16 protein-coding genes are annotated in these 19,687 nt (G+C 63.7%); 3 read left to right on the forward strand and 13 right to left on the reverse strand.

All coding sequences use genetic code 11. The features are described from left to right. Positions 1-59: 59 nt before the first annotated feature. From typA to AB7F11_RS19005, 12 genes are all read right to left on the reverse strand, one after another. Positions 60-1,886, reverse strand: a complete 1,827-nt coding sequence (typA, locus tag AB7F11_RS18950) for a translational GTPase TypA (RefSeq protein WP_428300078.1) — start codon at positions 1,884-1,886, stop codon at positions 60-62. Continuing rightward, on the reverse strand, positions 1,883-2,860 hold the full coding sequence (gene truB / locus AB7F11_RS18955; protein ID WP_428300077.1) for a tRNA pseudouridine(55) synthase TruB: 978 nt from the start codon (positions 2,858-2,860) through the stop codon (positions 1,883-1,885). Before truB ends, typA begins: the two co-directional genes overlap by 4 nt. Positions 2,861-2,862: 2 nt before the next feature. Then, positions 2,863-3,234 (reverse strand): 30S ribosome-binding factor RbfA, encoded by a 372-nt coding sequence (gene rbfA / locus AB7F11_RS18960; protein WP_428291290.1) that lies wholly within the window; start codon positions 3,232-3,234, stop codon positions 2,863-2,865. Between the two features lie 18 nt (positions 3,235-3,252). Continuing rightward, complete coding sequence (gene infB / locus AB7F11_RS18965) at positions 3,253-6,117, reverse strand: translation initiation factor IF-2 (RefSeq protein ID WP_428291289.1); 2,865 nt, start codon at positions 6,115-6,117, stop codon at positions 3,253-3,255. Between the two features lie 31 nt (positions 6,118-6,148). Further along, positions 6,149-7,648, reverse strand: coding sequence for a transcription termination factor NusA (gene nusA, locus AB7F11_RS18970; RefSeq protein ID WP_428291288.1), 1,500 nt, complete (start codon positions 7,646-7,648; stop codon positions 6,149-6,151). A 35-nt stretch (positions 7,649-7,683) separates the two neighbouring features. Next, positions 7,684-8,304, reverse strand: coding sequence for a ribosome maturation factor RimP (rimP, locus tag AB7F11_RS18975; RefSeq protein ID WP_428291287.1), 621 nt, complete (start codon positions 8,302-8,304; stop codon positions 7,684-7,686). 128 nt (positions 8,305-8,432) lie between these two features. Next, a complete protein-coding gene (locus AB7F11_RS18980; protein ID WP_428291286.1) occupies positions 8,433-8,654 on the reverse strand; it encodes a DUF2788 domain-containing protein in 222 nt (73 codons plus the stop codon). A 3-nt stretch (positions 8,655-8,657) separates the two neighbouring features. After that, the gene (locus AB7F11_RS18985; RefSeq protein WP_428300076.1) at positions 8,658-9,413 is read right to left on the reverse strand and encodes a DUF2189 domain-containing protein; all 756 of its coding nucleotides are present in this window, start codon (positions 9,411-9,413) and stop codon (positions 8,658-8,660) included. A gap of 65 nt (positions 9,414-9,478) precedes the next feature. Further along, positions 9,479-11,086, reverse strand: a complete 1,608-nt coding sequence (locus tag AB7F11_RS18990) for an ABC transporter ATP-binding protein (protein WP_428300075.1) — start codon at positions 11,084-11,086, stop codon at positions 9,479-9,481. Next, on the reverse strand, positions 11,083-12,153 hold the full coding sequence (locus tag AB7F11_RS18995) for an ABC transporter permease (RefSeq protein WP_428291283.1): 1,071 nt from the start codon (positions 12,151-12,153) through the stop codon (positions 11,083-11,085). Before AB7F11_RS18995 ends, AB7F11_RS18990 begins: the two co-directional genes overlap by 4 nt. Next, a complete protein-coding gene (locus AB7F11_RS19000; protein ID WP_428291282.1) occupies positions 12,119-13,147 on the reverse strand; it encodes a microcin C ABC transporter permease YejB in 1,029 nt (342 codons plus the stop codon). Before AB7F11_RS19000 ends, AB7F11_RS18995 begins: the two co-directional genes overlap by 35 nt. A 3-nt stretch (positions 13,148-13,150) precedes the next feature. After that, positions 13,151-15,016 (reverse strand): extracellular solute-binding protein, encoded by a 1,866-nt coding sequence (locus AB7F11_RS19005; RefSeq protein WP_428300805.1) that lies wholly within the window; start codon positions 15,014-15,016, stop codon positions 13,151-13,153. Between the two features lie 39 nt (positions 15,017-15,055). On the opposite strand from AB7F11_RS19005, the gene fabI reads away from it, so the two are divergent. Next, on the forward strand, positions 15,056-15,853 hold the full coding sequence (gene fabI / locus AB7F11_RS19010) for an enoyl-ACP reductase FabI (protein WP_428291280.1): 798 nt from the start codon (positions 15,056-15,058) through the stop codon (positions 15,851-15,853). Between the two features lie 8 nt (positions 15,854-15,861). Further along, positions 15,862-16,728, forward strand: coding sequence for a DNA ligase (locus AB7F11_RS19015; RefSeq protein WP_428291279.1), 867 nt, complete (start codon positions 15,862-15,864; stop codon positions 16,726-16,728). Between the two features lie 12 nt (positions 16,729-16,740). On the opposite strand, the gene AB7F11_RS19020 is transcribed toward AB7F11_RS19015, so the two are convergent. Next, positions 16,741-19,014: an Orn/Lys/Arg decarboxylase N-terminal domain-containing protein gene (locus tag AB7F11_RS19020; RefSeq protein ID WP_428291278.1), complete on the reverse strand. Its 2,274-nt coding sequence runs from the start codon at positions 19,012-19,014 to the stop codon at positions 16,741-16,743. A 234-nt stretch (positions 19,015-19,248) separates the two neighbouring features. Between AB7F11_RS19020 and AB7F11_RS19025 the strand changes: the two genes are divergently transcribed. Continuing rightward, positions 19,249-19,674 carry an NfeD family protein gene (locus AB7F11_RS19025; protein WP_428291277.1) on the forward strand — a complete coding sequence of 142 codons (426 nt, stop codon included), beginning with the start codon at positions 19,249-19,251 and terminating at the stop codon, positions 19,672-19,674. Positions 19,675-19,687: the final 13 nt, after the last annotated feature.

Here is a 19,687-nt window from a genome sequence, read left to right on the forward strand (position 1 = left end):
CCCGAGCAAGGCCGCGCCCTCAGGGGGCAGCGACCCGCGCAGCGGCGGAGCGTGGGGGCTCAAGCCTCGCGGCTGGCGCGCTTGCGGTCGTGTTCCTTCAAATAACGCTTGCGCAGGCGAATGCTCTTGGGCGTGATCTCCACCAGTTCGTCGTCCTCGATGAACTCCACCCCGTATTCCAGCGTGCACTCGATCGGCGGCGTGATCTTGATCGCGTCTTCCTTGCCGCTGACGCGAAAGTTGGTGAGCTGCTTGGTACGGGTGGCATTGACCACGAGGTCGTTGTCACGGTTGTGGATGCCAACGATCATGCCTTCGTACACCGGATCACCGGCGCGCACGAACATGCGACCGCGGTCGTCGAGCTTGCCCAGTGCATAGGTGAAGATTTCACCGTCGTCCATGGAAATCAGCACGCCGTTCTTGCGGCTGCCGATCTCACCTTTGTGAGGCTCGTAGCCATCGAAGATGTTGGCGATCAGGCCAGAGCCGCGCGTCAGGTTCAGGAATTCGTTGGTGAAACCGATCAGGCCACGCGCCGGAATGCGGTACTCCAGGCGCACGCGGCCACGGCCATCGGGCTCCATGTTGACCAACTCGCCCTTGCGCTCGCCCAGTGCCTGCATCACGCCCCCCTGGTGCTGCTCCTCGATGTCGGCCGTCACCAGCTCGATCGGCTCGTGGCGCTCACCGTCGACGTCGCGGAACACCACGCGCGGCTTGGACACCGCCAGTTCATAGCCCTCCCGACGCATGTTTTCCAGCAGGATGGTCAGGTGAAGTTCACCGCGACCCATCACCTCGAAGATGCCGTCCTCGCTGGTTTCCTTGACACGCAGCGCCACGTTGCTCTGAAGTTCCTTCTGCAACCGGTCCCACACCTGGCGGCTGGTCACGTACTTGCCCTCGCGGCCTGCCAGCGGACTGGTGTTCACGCAGAAGTTCATGGTCAGTGTCGGCTCGTCGATCTTGAGCATGGGCAGCGGCGTGGGGTTCAATGGGTCTGTCACGGTCACGCCAATCCCGATGTCGGCGATGCCGTTGATCAGCACGATGTCTCCCGGGCCTGCTTCGGTGACCTGCACACGGTCCAGGCCACGGAACGTGAGCACCTGGTTGACGCGCCCTTTGACGGACTTGCCGTCCGGACCTTCCATCACCACGACGTCCATCATGGGCTTGATGGTGCCAGCGCTGATGCGGCCCACGCCGATGCGCCCCACGAAGGTGGAGAAATCGAGCGCGGAGATCTGGAGTTGAAGCGGAGCCGCCGGATCGCCCTTCTGCGCCGGCACGTGCTTGAGCACGGTGTCAAAAAGGGCCGACATGTCGGGTCCCCACTGTTCACCCGGAGCACCCTCCTCCAGCGAGGTCCAGCCGTTGATGCCAGAGGCGTAGACCACGGGGAAGTCCAGCTGTTCGTCGGTGGCGCCCAGTTTGTCAAACAGGTCGAACGCGGCGTTCACCACATGCTGCGGGCGGGCGCCTGGCTTGTCGACCTTGTTCACCACCACGATGGGCTTCAGACCCAGGGCCAACGCCTTCTTGGTCACGAAACGCGTCTGGGGCATGGGGCCTTCCTGCGCGTCGATCAACAACACCACACCGTCCACCATGGACAGGGCGCGCTCCACTTCGCCGCCGAAATCCGCGTGCCCGGGTGTGTCGACGATGTTGATGTGCGTGCCTTCCCAGCTCACAGCGCAGTTCTTGGCCAGGATGGTGATGCCACGCTCGCGTTCGATGGCGTTGTTGTCCATCACGGTGTCGACGACCTTCTCGTGCTCGGCAAACGTGCCGGACTGGCGCAGAAGCTGATCGACCATGGTGGTCTTGCCATGGTCCACGTGGGCAATGATGGCGATGTTGCGGATTTGTTTGCTCATGTTGCGGTTTCCGGTGAGGTTTCCTGGATTTGTCGAATGTCGGTGGGGCTCAAGAGACGCCCCGCAATGAGTTCGCCCGCGCGGACGTGGGCTGTGCCCAGCAGCGCGGGGGGCAAGCCGTCGTCGGGACACGGGCCGAAGACGGCGATTTGATCGCTATCGGGCCAGTCGCCACGTCGGCGAAGGCCACTGAGGAAGCGCCCCGCATCTTCGGCACCGAGCGCGATGACGGTATGGTTTTCGAGCAGGGTGTGCACCGGTCGCAGCAGCGCCAGACGATCCGTCTCGTCCATCGCCTCCAAGGCCTGCAGCGTGGTGCATTGCGATTCATGGAAGGCGCCGGTCGCGGTACGCCGCAGGCGCGTGAGGTGGCCTCCGCAGCCCAGGGCTTCACCAATGTCTTCGCCCAGCGTCCGGATGTAGGTGCCCTTGCTGCAACGCACGCGCAGGCTGATCTCTGGCTCATCGCCTTGCAGCCTCAGGTCCAGCAGCTCCAGATCGTGGATCACCACCTGCCGTGGCTCTCGCTCCAAGACTTCGCCCTCGCGTGCGTATTCATAGAGCGCTTTGCCATCCCTCTTGAGGGCGCTGTGCATCGGCGGCACCTGGCTGATCGGACCCATGAAACGATCCAGCACCTCCACCACCTCGCCGGCCGTACAGGTGACTTCGCGCGTCTGCACCAAGTCGCCCTCGGCATCGCCGGTGCTGGTCTTCTGCCCTAGGCGCACCGTGGTTTCATAGGTTTTGTCAGCGTCCAGGTGAATCTGGCTGAACTTGGTGGCCGCGCCAAAGCACAGCGGCAGCACGCCACTGGCCAATGGATCGAGCGTGCCGGTGTGGCCAGCCTTCTCGGCGCGCAACAGCCATTTGGCTTTTTGCAAAGCCTGGTTGCTGGAGAGTCCCAGCGGTTTGTCCAGCAGCAGCACCCCATGCACAGGGCGCCGTTGCACCCTGGTGCGTGGCGCGTCCATGCTCATTCTTCCTTTGAACGGGAGGAAACGGCCTTGGAAATCAAGGCGTTCATGTCGGCCGCACGCTCGGTCGTGCGATCAAAGACAAAGTGCAGCGTGGGCACAGTGTGAATGTGCAGGCGCTTGAAGAGACCACTGCGCAGGAATCCCGCCGCCGCATTGAGGCCCAGCTGGGTCTCCTCTGCGTCGCCGGTGAGCAGGCTGAAGAACACCTTGGCATGCGCGTAGTCGGGCGTCACCTCCACCGCATTGATGGTCACCATGCCCACCCGTGGGTCTTTGAGCTCGCGCGCAATCAGCTCGGCCAGATCGCGCTGGATCTGGTCGGCCACGCGGAATCCGCGGTTGGGGGTGGATGAAGCCTTGCGGGGCATGATGGATCGGCCTCGCGCTTACAGCGTGCGGGCCACTTCCTTGACCTCGAAGAACTCCAGCTGATCACCTTCCTTGATGTCGTTGTAGTTCTTGAGCTTGATACCGCACTCGAAGCCTTCCTTGACTTCGCGCACGTCGTCCTTGAGGCGCTTGAGTGTGTCGATCTCGCCGGTGTAGACCACCACGTTCTCACGCAACAGACGGAAATGCGCATTGCGTGTGACCATGCCGGAAGTGACCATGCAGCCGGCCACCGTGCCGATCTTGGAGGCCACGAAAACCGTTCGGATCTCGGCCGAACCAATGACCTCTTCGCGCTTCTCGGGCGCCAGCATGCCGGACATGGCGGCCTTCAGCTCGTCCACCGCGTCGTAGATGATGTTGTAGTAGCGCAGGTCGACGTCGTTGCCTTCGGCCAGCTTGCGCGCACCCACGTCAGCCCGAACGTTGAAACCGATGACGACCGCTTTGGAGGCGATCGCCAGGTTGACATCGGACTCGCTGATGCCGCCGACGCCGGCAAACACGAGCTGCACCTTGACCTCTTCGGTCGAGAGCTTGAGCAGCGAAGCAGACAGGGCTTCCTGGGAACCTTGCACATCGGCCTTGACGATGATGGGCAACACCTTGACTTCGCCAGCGCTCATGTCGGAGAACATGTTCTCCAGCTTGGCTGCCTGCTGCTTGGCCAGCTTGGTGTTGCGGAACTTGCCTGCCCGGTAGGTGGCAATCTCGCGCGCACGGCGCTCGTCCGTCATCACCATGAAGTCGTCACCAGCTTGCGGCACTTCCGACAGGCCCTGGATCTCCACGGGAATCGACGGCCCGGCGGTCTTGATGGGTTTGCCGTTTTCATCCAGCATCGCGCGCACGCGGCCGGAGGTCTGTCCCACCAGGATCACGTCGCCGGTCTTGAGCGTGCCGCTTTGAACCAGCACGGTGGCCACGGCACCGCGACCCTTGTCCAGGCGCGCTTCGATCACCAGGCCTTTGGCCATGGCATCGACAGGCGCCTTGAGTTCGAGCACCTCGGCCTGCAGCAGCACCTGTTCGAGCAAGGCATCCACGCCCTCACCGGTCTTGGCGGAAACGCCGACGAAGGGCGTATCTCCACCGAATTCTTCAGGCACGACCTCTTCGGCGATCAGCTCGGAGCGCACGCGCTCCAGGTTGATGCCAGGCTTGTCGATCTTGGTCAGTGCGACCACGATGGGCACACCCGCCGCCTTCGCGTGCTTGATGGCTTCCCTGGTCTGGGGCATGACACCGTCGTCGGCCGCGCAAACCAGAATGACAATGTCGGTCGCCTGCGCACCCCGCGCACGCATGGCGGTGAACGCCTCGTGACCGGGCGTGTCCAGGAACGAAATCATGCCGCGCTCGGTCTCGACGTGGTAGGCCCCGATGTGCTGCGTGATGCCACCCGCCTCGCCAGCAGCCACTTTGGCGCGGCGAATGTAGTCCAGCAGCGAGGTCTTGCCGTGGTCCACGTGGCCCATGACGGTGACCACGGGTGCGCGCGGCATCGACTCCACCTGGTCGTGCGAGGCTTCCTCGTCGGTAAAGGCTTCCGGGTCGTCCAGTGCGGCCACGATGGCCTTGTGGCCCAGCTCTTCCACCACGATCATGGCGGTGTCCTGGTCCAGCGGCTGGTTGATGGTGACCATCTGCCCCAGCTTCATCAACTGCTTGATCACCTCGGACGATTTCAGACTCATCTTGTGCGCCAGTTCGGCCACGGTGATGGTCTCGGGCACGTGCACCTCAATGGCCTTGAACTCGGTGGGTGCCACAAAGCCGCTCTGGCCTGCGTCGCGCGAATCGCGATCGTTGCGGCGACCGCGCGGACCGCCACGCCAGTTGGAACGCCCGGCGCTCGTGTCGCCACGGGTCTTGATTTCCTTCTTCTTGGCCGCGTCGTCCTTCCAGGTGGAAGAGAGGTTCTCGGATTTGACTTCCTTCTTGCCAGCCGCGCCTGCGGCAGCGGCGGCCGTGGTTGCGGCGCCGGGGGCCTTGACAGGCGTGCCTGCTGGCTTGTGCAGCGTACCCTTGATGCCCGCCTTGGGATCGGGCGTGGGCTCGGGCTTCTTGGCCACCAGGGTGCGGGCCGGAGCGGACATCATGGCGCGGATGTTGGCCGCTTCCGATTCGGCCTTGCGACGGCGCGCTTCGAGGTCCTGCGCACGCAGATCGTCGGCACGCTTGGTCTCGGCGTTGCGGTCGGCAATCACACGGGCGGCCGACTCGCGTTCGAGCGAAGCGGTCTTGGCTTTGGCGTCGTTGCTGACGCGTTCGGCGATGGCTTCTGCAGCGGTCTCCGCGGGAGAAACCTTGGCGGCCTCGCGGGCAGCGCTCTCAGCCGCCTCCGCAGCGGCACGCTCCTGGTCGGCCTGCGCTTGCGCATCGCGAGCTTCCTGAGCTTCACGGGCCTGGCGCTTCTGGTTGAACTCTTCTTCCTGACGGCGCAGGAGCTCGGCCTGGCGCTGAGCATCCGCCTCGCGGCGCGCGAGCTCTTCCTTGTCGACGACGGGCGCAGCGGCCACGGGCTCGGCCACCGCTGGCTCAGGCACGGCTACCTCGTCATCGCGCTTGATGAAGGTGCGCTTCTTGCGGACCTCCACCTGAATGGTGCGCGCACGCCCCGTCGCGTCGGCCTGCTTGATTTCAGAGGTCGATTTCTTGACGAGGGTGATCTTCTTGCGCTCGCCGCCGGCCGTGCCGTGGCTGGCCTTGAGGTGGCCCAGCAGCGACTGTTTGTCAGATTCGGTGACCGAATCGGTCCCGGTGGTCTTGGGCACTCCGGCTGCTGCGAGTTGCTCCAGCAGGACGGAAGTGGGCTTGTTCAGCTCGGCAGCCAATTCGGCGACGGTGGTACTGGTCATGGGTTCTTTTCTCCGCTGGGGCCTCCGCTGGTCAGGTCGTGGATTGCGCTTCGTCACCGGTGAACCAGTGCGCGCGTGCCAGCATGATCAGCGCCGTGGCCTCTTCAGGCGTCAGTGCGGTGATATCGGTGAGTTCGTCGGTGGCCAGATCGGCCAGCTCGTCGCGGGTGTGGATGCCTGCATCGGCCAGCTTGGCGATGAGTTCGGGCGTCACGCCTTCGAGATCGCGCAGATTCTGCGAGACTTCCTCGACGCTCTCCTCCCGGGCGATTTCCATGGTGAGCAAGGCGTCCTTGGCACGGGTGCGCAGCTCGTTGACCGTGTCTTCGTCAAAGGATTCGATCTCCAGCATCTCTTGCAGCGGCACATAGGCCACTTCTTCGAGGCTGGTGAAGCCTTCTTCGATCAGGATGTCGGCGATTTCCTGGTCCACGTCCAGCTTGGCCATGAACACCTTGCGAATCCCGTCAGCCTCTTCGGCCTGCTTCTGAGCCGACTCGTCGGCCGTCATGATGTTGATTCGCCAGCCGGTCAGCTCGGAGGCGAGGCGCACATTCTGGCCCCCACGCCCAATGGCGATGGCCAGGTTTTCCTCGTCGACCACCACATCCATGGCGTGACGCTCTTCATCCACCACGATGGAGACCACGTTGGCGGGTGCCAGGGCGCCAATGACGAACTGCGCCGGATCTTCTGACCACAGCACGATGTCCACCCGTTCACCGGCGAGCTCGTTGGTCACGCCGTTGACGCGCGAACCGCGCACGCCGACACAAGTGCCGATGGGGTCGATGCGGCGGTCGTTGCTGTGCACTGCGATCTTGGCACGTGAACCAGGGTCGCGGGCGCAAGTCTTGATCTCCAGCAGGCCCTGCTCGATCTCGGGCACTTCCTGGCGGAAGAGTTCGATCATGAAAGCCGGGGCCGAGCGCGACAGCAGGATGGGCGCGCCGCGCAGCGTGAGGTCAACGTCCATGATCATGGCTCGAACGCGATCGCCGGTGCGGAAGTTTTCCTTCGGGATCATCTCGCTGCGCTTCAAGCGCCCTTCGACGCGGCCGCTCTCGACGATCAGGTCGCCCTTGTCCATGCGCTTGACGGTGCCGACGAAGATCTTGTCGCCACGGGACATGAAGTCGTTGAGCAGCATCTCACGCTCGGCGTCGCGGATCTTCTGCAGGATCACCTGCTTGGCCGCCATGGCGCCAATGCGGCCGATCGGCACGCTCTCGACCGGCTTCTCGATGTAGTCGCCTTCTTCGATGTCGGCGAGTTCATCGCGCGCATCGGTCAGCAGCTCTTCGGCGTCCGGATTCTGCAGGCCCGCTTCGTCGGGCACCACCAGCCAGCGCCGGAAGGTTTCATAGGCGCCGGTGTCCGGGTCCATGGCAACGCGGATGTCCACATCACCCTTGTAGAGTTTCTTGGTGGCCGAGGCCAAAGCCAGCTCCACTGCGCCGAGTACCACGTCGCGCTCGACGTTTTTCTCGCGCGAGATGGCATCAATCAGCATCAACATTTCGCGGTTCATTTCACTCGCCCACCTTTCCAATTAGCAAGTCCTGTTCAGGACGCTTGAGTTCCATCATTTGCATCTGTCTGCGGCGCCAAGGCCGCACCCGGAGACCTTCGTCCCTTGAAATCCACGATCGGCGCCAATCGCGCCTGCTGGACGTCGTCCAGCGAAAACTGCATGGCCTGCATCGGCACAGGTGCGCGTTTCTTGCTTACCCGCTGCCCCGGCCTGGGTTCCGGCGCATCGCTCCAGACCACCTGCCACTGCGCACCATCGACACGCTCGAGCGTGCCTCTAAATTTCTTGCGATTGGCCGCCACATCGGTACCGGTCACGCCAATCGGCGCTTTCAGCGTCAGGTCCACCACGTGGCCCTCGAACCGCACGTAGTCGATTTCGCGCTTGAGCGGGCGGTCGATGCCGGGTGAGCCGACTTCCAGGCGCCGGTATTCCAGACCCTCGACCTCCAGCAGGTAGTGCAACTGGCGCGTGACCTTCTCGCAATCCTCGACCGTGACGAATCGCTCCACCGGGGCCGGCCGGCCTTCTTCGGGCTGCTCCCATGGGTAGTCGATGGTGACCCGCAGCAAACCACCGGCGGAGCGTTCGAGCTCCACCAGGTCCAATCCCAGTCCGGTGACGGTTTGCTCTACGGTTTCTTGCCAGGCCATTGTTGTGGTGTCGGTCCTAAAAAGCGTTCGGCCAAAAAAAATGGGCCGGTAGTTACCCGCCCATTTGGTCGTGAAGCTCGCATTGTAACGCTGATACCCCCCTCTTGCAACCAGACTGCCAGCGTATTTCACATGCCCAGAATCCACTGGATCACGCTCTTGGCAAGAAATCCGAGCATGCCGAAAGACAGCACCAGGAAGAGCACGAAGGTGCCGAATTTCCCGGCCTTGGACTCACGGGCCAGATTGAAGACGATGAACAACATGTAGAGGATGAACGCCCCGACGCCGAACGTGAGGCCGAACTGGGCGATCTGGCCCTCCGTGAAGCCGAAGACGGTGGGCTCCATGGCTCAACCGCCCACCCGCCGACCGGTGCTGGCATTCAGGTCGCGGTAGGCGTGCCAGCTCGCGTGTCCGACGAGCGGTATGGCAACCACCAGCCCCAGGAGCGCGGTGAGCATGCCCAGGCCAATCAGGGCCACGATGACCACCGCCCACAAAGCCGTGGGTCCAGGGTGACTGGCCACGGCACGCCAGCTCTGCGCCACGGCATTGCCCACGGGCATTGCCGTGTCCACCAGCAGGGGCAGGGCCACCACGGTAGAGGCGTACACCGGCGCCGCCAGCAGGGCGCCGAGCAGCAGCCAGGCCTCGAACAGGCCCAGCCGGGGCTCCAGCACCACATGGCGCAGAAAATCCAGCGGCTTCTGAATGGGCACGGGCGACCACAGGGTGATGAGCCCGGCCGAGGTGAGCACCCAGCCGGTGCCGGCCAGTCCCAGCAGCAGGCCGAAACGGACCAGCCGGCCATCGCCCGAGCGCCACAGCGCCAGCACCTCGGCCAGCCCCACGTGCCTGCCGCTCTGGCGGGCCTGGCTCACGGTGTACAGACCCGTGGCCAGGATGGGGGCGACGATCAGGAAACCCGAAAACGCGCCAGCCAGCAGCCAGAACCGATCGCGGGCAGCCGAGAGCAGCAGGCCGCCGAAGGCGGTGAGCAGCAGCCCGTGTACCAGGCCAGGCACCGGGTTGTATCGAAGGTCGGCCCAGCCGAGGGTGAGCCAGCGCAAGGGCGATCTCAATGTGACGGCTTGTGGCGGGCTCATGGGGGCCATTTATAGATCAGCCCCCGGGCCGCATGGCTGACCCAGATCAAACGAAAAAGAGTCGGTCAGGCCGCCGCCTGCACCAGCGTTTGCGTGTAGGGGTGCACCGGGTGGTGAAGCACCTGCATCACGCCACCGCTCTCCACCACCGCCCCATCCTTCATCACCACCACCTGATGGGCCATGGCGCGGATCACTTCGACGTCGTGCGTGATCAGCAGGTAGCTCAGGCCCCGCTCGCGCTGGAGGCGTTGCAACAGCGCCAGCACCTGCTTCTGCACCGTGACGTCCAGCGCGCTGGTGGGCTCGTCGAGCACCAGCAGACGCGGTTCGACGATGAGCGCGCGGGCAATCGCCAGGCGCTGGCGCTGCCCACCCGAGAACTCGTGTGGATAGCGCTGCAACCAGTCGCCACCTCGGGCGGGATCGTCCACCAGCCCCACCTCAGCCAACGCGCGCACCACCCGGTCGCGTCGCTCGGCCACCGAAAGGCCGGGCTGGTGCACCAGCAGACCTTCACCAACGATCTGTTCGATGGTCATGCGCGGAGAGAGCGAGGAAAACGGGTCCTGAAACACCACCTGGATGCGCTGACGCAGCGCGCGCGTCTGGCCGTTTTGCTTCGCCTGCTGCCAGTCGGCACCGGTCACGCTCAGTTTGCCCTGATGCGGCAACAGACCCAGAGCGGCCAGCGCCAAAGTGGATTTGCCCGAGCCGGACTCGCCGATCACCCCCAGCGTCTGTCCAGGCGGGATGTCCAGATCGGCACCCTGCACGGCCACAAACTCGCCTTTCCTGAACCAGCCACGCAGGCCAGGCAAGGGCACCGGATAGATCACACGCAGCCCGCGCGCCCGCAGCACCACTTCGCCACCGGTTGCCGGCGCTGTCTCGACCACTTGGCGCTCGGGCTTGCTGGCCAGCAGCATTCGGGTGTAGCGGTGCCGGGGCGCATCGAACACCTCGGACACCGCGCCCTGCTCCACCAGATGCCCGTGCTCCATCACCGCCACGCGGTCGGCAAAGCGGCGCACCAGGTTCAGGTCGTGTGTGATCAGGAGCACGGCCATGCCGTGCTGGCGCTGGAGATCGGCCAGCAGCTCCAGAATCTGCCCGCGCAGGCTCACGTCCAGCGCGGTGGTGGGCTCGTCGGCCAGCAGCAGCTTGGGCGCGCTGGCCAGCGCCATCGCAATCATGGCGCGCTGGCGCTGGCCACCGCTGAGCTGGTGCGGGAAGGCACCGGCCCGGCGCGCGGGCTCCGGGATGCCGGTGGACGCGAGCAGCTCGAGGGTGGCCGCCAGGGCCTGGCGCGGCGTGAGGCCTTTCTTGAGCTGGAGCACCTCGGCAATCTGGTCGCCCACGGTGTAGAGCGGATTGAGCGCGCTCATGGGCTCCTGGAAGATGATGGCCACGTCGTCGCCACGCACACCGCGCAACTGGTGCTCGGTCATGGCCAGCAGGTCGCGCCCATTCAGCAGGGCCGAGCCGGCCACGTCGGCGTTGTGCACCAGGCGCAGCAAGGAAAGCGCGGACACGGTCTTGCCCGAACCGGATTCGCCGACCAACGCCAGCTTTTCGCCGGCCTTGATGGAAAAGTCGATGCCATGAACGACTTCCTGGCCGCCGAATGAGACCCTCAGATTTTTCACATCCAGCAGGACCTGGTCTTTCATTGGTCGGCTTTCCTGGGGTCCAGCGCGTCCCGCAGCGCATCGCCCATGAAGGTGAGCAGCAGCAGCGTCATCACCAGCACGGCAAAGGTGGACAGGGATATCCACCACGCATCAATGTTGTTTTTGCCCTGGCTGAGGAGCTCGCCCAGCGAGGGGGTGCCCGGCGGCACACCCAGGCCAAGGAAATCGAGCGATGTCAGGGCCAGGATGGCCGCGCTCATGCGAAACGGCAGGAAGGTGACCACCGGGGTGAGGCTGTTGGGCAGCACGTGGCGCCAGATGATCTGCCAGTTCGACAAACCCAGCGCACGCGCCGCGCGCACGTAGTCAAGCTGGCGGTTGCGCAGAAACTCGGCGCGCACGTAGTCCGACAAACCCATCCAGCCGAACAGGCTGAGCAGGATCAACAGCAGGCTGATGCTCGGCGCAAACACTGCAGAGAAGATGATGAGCAGGTAGAGCTCGGGCATGGAGCCCCAGATCTCGATGAAGCGCTGGAAAGCCAGGTCGGTCTTGCCGCCGAAAAATCCCTGTATGGCGCCGGTGATCACGCCCAGCACCACACCGATGAACGTGAGCGCCAGTGCAAACAGCACACTTACCCGGAAACCATAGATGAGCTGGGCGAGCAAGTCGCGGCCCCGATCGTCGGTTCCCAACAGGTTGTCGCGCGTGGGCGGCGAAGGGTTGGGCAGCCTGGCGAAATAGTTCAGCGTCTGCGGGCCATAGGGGTTGGGCGCGTAGATCGCCCAATTGCCATCTTTGGAGAGCTGCTCACGAATGAAGGGATCGAGGTAGTCCGTGGGCGTATCGAAGTCGCCACCGAACACCGTTTCGGCATAGTCGTTCACGATCGGGAAGTAGGTCTTGCTTTCGTACCGCACGACCAGCGGTCGATCGTTGGACAGCACCTCGGCCAGCAAGCTGCCCACCACGAGCACGCAGAAGACGATCAGGCTCCAGTAGCCCACGCGGTTGCGCCGAAAGCGACGCCAGGCGCGTGCGCTGGGTGACGAAGCGAGGACGGTGGCTTCAGTCGAACTTGACACGCGGATCCACCCACACATAGCAGAGATCGGAAATCAGCTTGGTCACCAGGCCGATCAGCGTGAAAAAGAACAGGGTGCCCAGCACCACCGGGTAGTCGCGTCGAATCACGCTCTCGTAGCTCAGCAGGCCCAGGCCGTCGAGAGAGAACAGCGTCTCGATCAGCAGCGACCCGGCAAAGAACGCCCCAATGAAGGCGGACGGGAACCCTGTCACGATGGGAATCAGCGCGTTGCGGAAGATGTGCTTCCAGAGCACCTGACGTTCTGACAATCCCTTGGCGCGTGCGGTCATCACATATTGCTTGCGAATCTCTTCCAGGAAGGCGTTCTTGGTGAGCATGGCGGTCACGGCAAAACTGCCCAGCACCATGGCCGTGACGGGCAGCGTGATGTGCCAGAGGTAGTCGACGATGCGAGCGCCCCAACTCAATTCCTCCCAGTTGGACGATGTGAGTCCGCGCAGCGGGAACCACTGCAGTTGCCCGCCAAAGATGACGAGCAGGGCCACCCCGAGCACGAAGCCCGGGATGGCGTAGCCAATGAGCACGAGCAAAGTGGTCACCAGATCGAAACGGGAACCTGCCCGCACGGCCTTGGCCACGCCCAGCGGTACGGCCACGCCATAGCTGATGAGGAACGTCCACAGACCCAGGGTGATGGAAACCGGCAGTTTTTCCATGATCAACTCGGACACCGCCTTGTTCTGGAAGAAGCTGGTGCCCAGATCGAAGCGGGCGAACTGCCCGAGCATCTGGACGAAGCGCTCATGCGCGGGTTTGTCAAAGCCGTAGAGCGCCTTGATCTGTTCGATGCGCTTGGGGTCTACCCCCTGCGCGCCGCGGTAGACCGAGCCGCCTTCGGCACCCGCACCACCGGCCCCTGCCCGCGCCTCGGCCAGGTATTGATCGACAGGCCCCCCTGGCACGAACTGGATCACCACGAAGGTCAACAACAAGACCCCGAACAGCGTTGGGATCATGAGCAGCAGGCGCTTGAGGATGTAGACCCACATGGTTCAGGGTGCCTTCTGGTCGGGGGTTCGAGCCCACCACGTGTCCACCGCCCAGGTTTCTCCTGCGGCGAAAGGCGGCATTTCTTTGGGGCGACCCAGGCGCCAGGCGTTGTAGGCCATGCGGTGCGTGGTCGCGGTCCATTGCGGAATGAGGTAGTGGCTGTGGCTGATGACGCGATCGAGCGCTCGGCAGGCGGCCAGAAAAGCAGGTTGCGTGCGAGCGGCGGTCATGCTTGTGATGATGGCATCGACCGCCGGGCTGGCCACGCCGGCGAAGTTGCCCGAATCTTCTGTCCTGGCGGCCTGGCTGCCGAACAGATCCGCGTACTCGGAGCCCGGGTTGCTGGTGCCCTGAAAGTTGATGGAGATGATGTCGAAATCGAAGCTGCGCAGACGCTGCTGGTAGAGCGCAAAGTCCACCGGACGAAAACGCAGTTCGACGCCGAGTTTCTTCAGGTTGCGCATCCAGGGCGACACCACACGAGCACCGGTTTCATTGCTGTCGAGGAACTCGAGCACCATCGGCTTGCCTTGCGCATTGAAGAGCTGGCCGCCCTGCACTGTCCAGCCGGCCTCGCGCAACATCGCTTGCGCGCGGCGCAGATTGGCGCGCAGGGAATTCTCGCCATCGGTGCGGGGTGGCCGGTACATCGGCCCGAACACGGCGGACGGCAGCTGTTTGCGCCAGGGTTCCAGCAGTGCCAGTTCTTCGGGCGCCGGTGCGCCCTGCGGCGCGCAATCGGTGTTGCCAAACAGGCCCTGCACGCGCTGGTAGGCGTTGTAGAACATCTGCCGGTTCATCCATTCGTAGTCCATCGCCAGGCCCAAAGCCTCGCGCACTCGAATGTCGTCCAGCGGCGGGCGGCGCGTGTTGAGCACGTAGCTCTGGAAGCCCATCGGCAGGCGGTGTGTGAACTCACCCCTGACCAGTTCTCCGGTGTCGAAACGCTTGCCATTGACACGCCGCGCCCAGTCGCCTGCTGAGAAAAAACGCATCAGGTCGAATTCACCGGCCTTGAGCGCTTCAAGTCGCGCTGTGTTGTCCTTGTAGATCTTGACGGTGATGCGATCAAAGTTGGCCGTGCCGCGCCGCACCGGCAGATCGCGCGCCCAGTAAGCAGGGTCGCGCACATAGGTGATGTCTTTGCCGAACTGGACCGGACCAATCTTGTACGGCCCGCTGCCGATGGGAATGTCCATCACCACCTGGTCAAAAGTCTTGCGCTGCCCGGTTTTGGGATCCATCGCATTGCCCCAGGCCCGGCTAAACACCGGCAACCCACCCACCACCAGCGGAAGTTCGCGATTGGGCAGTTTGAAGCGGTAGCGCACAGTGCGCTCGTTGATCGCGTCCAGTCCGGCCACATCCTGCAAGATGGTCTTGTAAGCGGGCGAGGTGTGAGGCCCCATGAGGGTATCGAACGTGTGCTTGACGTCGGCCGCCAGCACAGGGTCGCCATTGTGAAACCGCGCCGTGTCACGCAGCTTGAAGGTGACCGACAGGCCATCGGGCGCAGTGCTCACGTCCTCGGCCAGCAGGCCATAGCCGGCGCCGTTCTCATCGAGAGCGCCCGCGAGCAACGAGTCGAACATGAGGTTGGACAGGTAGGCGGGCGCGCTGCCGCGCATGGTGAAGGGGTTGTATTTGTCGAAGGTGGAGGTCCGCTGGTTGCTCACCAGGCGAAGCTCCCCGCCCTTGGGGGCGGTGGGGTTCACATAGTCGAAATGGGAAAATCCGTCGGGGTACTTGAGCTGTCCCCAGAGCGCATATCCATGAGCTGCAAAGGTCACAGGACTGCCCAGGATCAGCAGCACGGCCACGCACAGCGCTGCAAGGCGGCGGCTGAGGCGTGAGGGGGAAAGGCGCATGCGACAATTCTGCTGGATTTTTCACCGGAGTTTTCAATCATGGGTTTTCTCGCTGGCAAGAAGCTGCTGATCACAGGCGTGCTGTCCAACCGATCCATCGCCTACGGCATTGCCAAGGCCTGTCACCAGCAGGGCGCCGAGCTGGCGTTCAGCTACGTGGGCGAGCGCTTCAAGGACCGGATCACCGAGTTCGCGGCCGACTTCAACTCCACCCTGATCTTCGATTGCGACGTGGGCGACGATGCGCAGATCGAAAAAATGTTCGCCGACCTCGCGCAAACCTGGCCCAAGTTCGACGGCTTCGTGCACAGCATTGGCTTCGCGCCTCGCGAGGCCATCACCGGCGACTTCCTCGAAGGCCTTTCCCGCGAAGCCTTCCGCATAGCGCACGACATCAGCGCCTACAGCTTCCCCGGCATGGCCAAGGCAGCCCTGCCTTACCTGAACGAAAAGTCCTCGCTGCTCACACTGAGCTACATGGGTGCGATCCGCGTCGTGCCCAACTACAACACCATGGGCCTGGCCAAAGCCAGCCTGGAGGCGTCGGTGCGCTACCTCGCCGAATCGGTGGGCCCCATGGGGATGCGTGTCAACGGCATCAGCGCCGGCCCCATCAAGACACTGGCCGCCAGCGGCATCAAGGACTTCGGCAAGCTGCTCAATCTCGTGGCCAGCGCCGCGCCCATCCGGCGCAACGTGACGATCGAAGAGGTGGGCAACGTGGCTGCCTTCCTTCTCTCGGACCTGGCCTCGGGCGTGACGGCTGAAATCACCTACGTGGATGGCGGCTACGCCCAGACCACCGGCGTGAGCCGCGACAGCCAGCAGATGCTCTGACCGGGCGCATGCGCCTGCCAAGACGCACGCTGCTGCGGCGGCTGGGTGCCGCCGTGGTCGCCGCGGCCCTGCCTCTCCGTTCCATGGCGGGCCCAGCGCCGGCCTTGCTGCTGGCCGGAATCTACCGGCCGGGCGTGGCGCTCGACGCCTATTGGCTCAGCGAAAAATACGACGGCCTGCGCGCTCGGTGGGATGGTCGGCGGCTCGTCACGCGTGGCGGTGAAACCATTGCGGCGCCTGCCTGGTTCACCGCAGGCTGGCCCCCGATACCTCTGGACGGGGAACTCTGGGCCGGACGTGGCCGTTTCGAGGAAGCACTTTCCACTGTCCGCCGACAAACCCCCGACGAAGCGGCGTGGCGGCGCATTCGATTCATGGTGTTCGACCTGCCTGAACACCCGGGGCCTTTCAGCAAGCGAATAGCCGCCTACCACGGCGTGGTGCAACAGGTGGACCAGCCCTGGGTGCAAGCGGTGAAGCAAGAGCGCGTGGCCAGCCACGCAGACCTCATGACACGGCTCGACCGCATGGTGAAGGATGGCGGAGAAGGCCTGATGCTGCACCGCGGTGATGCGCCATACCGCGCCGTGCGTGACGACACCTTGCTGAAGGTGAAGACGCATGAAGACGCGGAAGCTCGCGTGATCGCTCATCTGCCTGGCAAAGGGCGCCACCAGGGCCGCCTGGGCGCCTTGCTGGTGGAGACACCAGGGGGCATCCGTTTCCGGCTGGGCACGGGCTTCTCCGATGCCCAGCGCGAACGCCCTCCCAGCGTGGGCAATTGGGTCACCTACCGTTTTCGCGGTGTGAGTGCGGCAGGTGTACCGCGATTCGCCAGCTTCTTGCGGGTTCGACCAGACGCACCCGCCCGCTAAAAAAACCCAGTCTCAGGCTTTCACGCAATCCGCAAAGTAGGTCTTGCGTCCATCCACGTCGGCGACTTCCACGAGCCCGTGAATGTCGGTCTCGAAACCGGGGCACTGCACGTTGAATTCGCGCGCGAACTTGAGGTAGTCCACGATCTTCTTGTTGAACACCTCGCCTGGAATCAGCAAGGGAATGCCCGGCGGGTAAGGCGTGACCAGGCTGGTGGTGATGCGCCCTTCCAGTGCGTCAATCGGCACGCGCTCGGTGGTGCGCTGTGCAATGTGCGCGAACGCGTCGCTGGGCTTCATGGCTGGCGTCAGGTCGCTCAGATACATCTCGGTCGTGAGTCGAGCAATGTCGTACCGCGCATAGAGTGCATGAACGTGCTGGCACAGATCGCGCAAACCCATCTGTTCATAGCGTGGGTGCTTCTGGCAGAACTCCGGCAGGATGCGCCACATCGGCTGGTTCTTGGCGTAGTCGTCCTTGAATTGTTGAAGCGCTGTCAACAGCGTATTCCAGCGGCCCTTGGTGATGCCAATGGTGAACATGATGAAGAAGCTGTAGAGGCCCGTCTTTTCCACCACCACGCCATGTTCGGCCAGAAACTTGGTGACGATGGACGCCGGAATCCCCTCGGGTTCGAAGCGCCCGTCCAGGTTCAGACCCGGCGTGACGATGGTTGCCTTGATCGGATCAAGCATGTTGAAGCCCGGCGCCATGTCGCCAAAACCATGCCAGTCCTTGCCACCCGGTGCGTCATGCGGATTGAGCATCCAGTCGCGCGTTTCACCCATGCCCTCCTCGGCCAGGTCGTCTGGACCCCAGACCTTGAACCACCAGTCATCGTCACCGAACTCGGCGTCAATCTTGCGCATGGCACGGCGGAAATCGAGCGCCTCGAAGATGCTCTCCTCCACCAGCGCCCGTCCACCGGGCGGCTCCATCATGGCAGCGGCCACGTCGCAGCTGGCGATGATCGCGTACTGCGGGCTGGTGCTGGTGTGCATCAGGTAGGCCTCGTTGAAGAGGTGTCGGTCGAGCTTGACGTTCTGCGAGTCCTGCACGAGCACATGGCTGGCCTGGCTGATGCCAGCGAGCAGCTTGTGGATGGACTGGGTCGAATAGACCACGGACTCCAGCGGCCGCGCGCGCTTCTTGCCCATGGCGTGGAAGTTGCCATAGAACGGATGGAAGGCCGCGTGCGGCAACCAGGCTTCATCGAAGTGCAGGTTGGCCACATACCCATCGAGCATCTGCTTGATGGCTTCGGTGTTGTAGAGCACACCGTCGTAGGTGGACTGGGTGAGCGTGAGCACGCGTGGCTTCACGGCCTGGGCATCCACGCCGGCCAGCAGCGGGTTGGCGCGGATCTTGGCCTGGATCGCCTCGATCTCGAACTCACTCTGCGGGATCGGCCCGATGATGCCGTAGTGGTTGCGCGTGGGCTTGAGGAAGACGGGAATCGCGCCCGTCATGATGATGCTGTGCAGGATGGACTTGTGGCAGTTGCGGTCGACCACCACCACATCGCCCGGGGCCACGGTGTGGTGCCACACCATCTTGTTGCTGGTGCTGGTGCCGTTGGTGACAAAGAAGCAATGATCGGCGTTGAAGATGCGCGCTGCGTTTCGCTCGCTGGCGCCGATGGCGCCGTTGTGGTCCAGCAGCTGGCCCAGTTCTTCCACCGCATTGCACACATCGGCACGCAGCATGTTCTCGCCAAAGAACTGGTGGAACATCTGGCCCACCGGGCTTTTGAGGAACGCCACGCCGCCCGAATGGCCCGGGCAATGCCAGGAATAGGAACCGTCTTCCGCGTAGTCCAGCAGCGCCTTGAAAAACGGCGGCTGTATGCCTTCGAGATAGCTCTTGGCCTCCCGGATGATGTGGCGCGCCACGAACTCGGGCGTGTCCTCAAACATGTGGATGAAACCGTGCAGCTCGCGCAGGATGTCATTCGGCAGGTGGCGACTGGTCTTGGTCTCGCCGTAGATGTAGATGGGCACGTCGGCGTTCTTGCGCCGCACCTCGTCAATGAAATTGCGCAGGTTCAGCACCACGGGATCGGTGTCCTCGCCATGGCTGAATTCTTCATCGTCGATGGAGAGAATGAAGGCACTGGCGCGGCTTTGTTGCTGGGCGAACTGGCTCATGTCTCCGTAGCTGGTGACGCCCACCACCTCGAAGCCCTCTGCCTCGATGGCCTGCGCGAGCGCGCGGATGCCCAGGCCCGAGGTATTCTCGGAGCGGAAGTCCTCGTCAATGATGACGATGGGGAAACGGAATTTCATGCAGATCTCCAGCCGCGACCCGCGGCCATCAGGAAGAAATATGCCAAGGGGCAGAAACCCAATGACGGCAAAACAGGCGCGAAGTGTACGGAAAACGTGTGGCGGCACGCGGCGCCTGCCGGTCTTTTTGTCGCAGAATGTGGCGCTGGCCAGACAATAGCACTCGCTGCGAAACGCGCGTACCCGCATCCGTCCGGCCCTGTTCCTGAATCAAGACGAATGAAAGGTGCCTCAATGGCGGAATCAACCCTGTGGTGGCTGCTGGCGGGCGCGGCCGTGGCCCTCGAACTCTTCACCGGCACCTTCTATCTGCTCATGCTCGCGGTAGGCATGGTGGCGGCCGCACTGGCCGCCCACTCGGGCGCCGGCACCACGGTGCAGCTCATCGCAGCCGCCCTGGTCGGTTCGGCCGCCGTGGTGGGTTGGTACTTTGTCAAGAAGCGCCGCGAAGGGGATCCATCCGTGCGCTCCCTGCGCAGCGTCAATCTGGACGTCGGCGAAGTGGTGCAAATTGACGAGTGGAACGCCGATGGCACCGCGAGCGTCAGATACCGTGGCGCACAATGGACCGTGATCCAGCGCCCCGGCAATGCGCCCACACCCGGCTCCTACCGCGTGGCCGAACTCGTGGGCAACCGGCTTCTGGTGGACAAGGTCTAGCCTGTCGTCTCGC

It is taken from the genome of Hydrogenophaga sp., from assembly GCF_050250835.1.
GTDB lineage: Bacteria > Pseudomonadota > Gammaproteobacteria > Burkholderiales > Burkholderiaceae_C > Hydrogenophaga.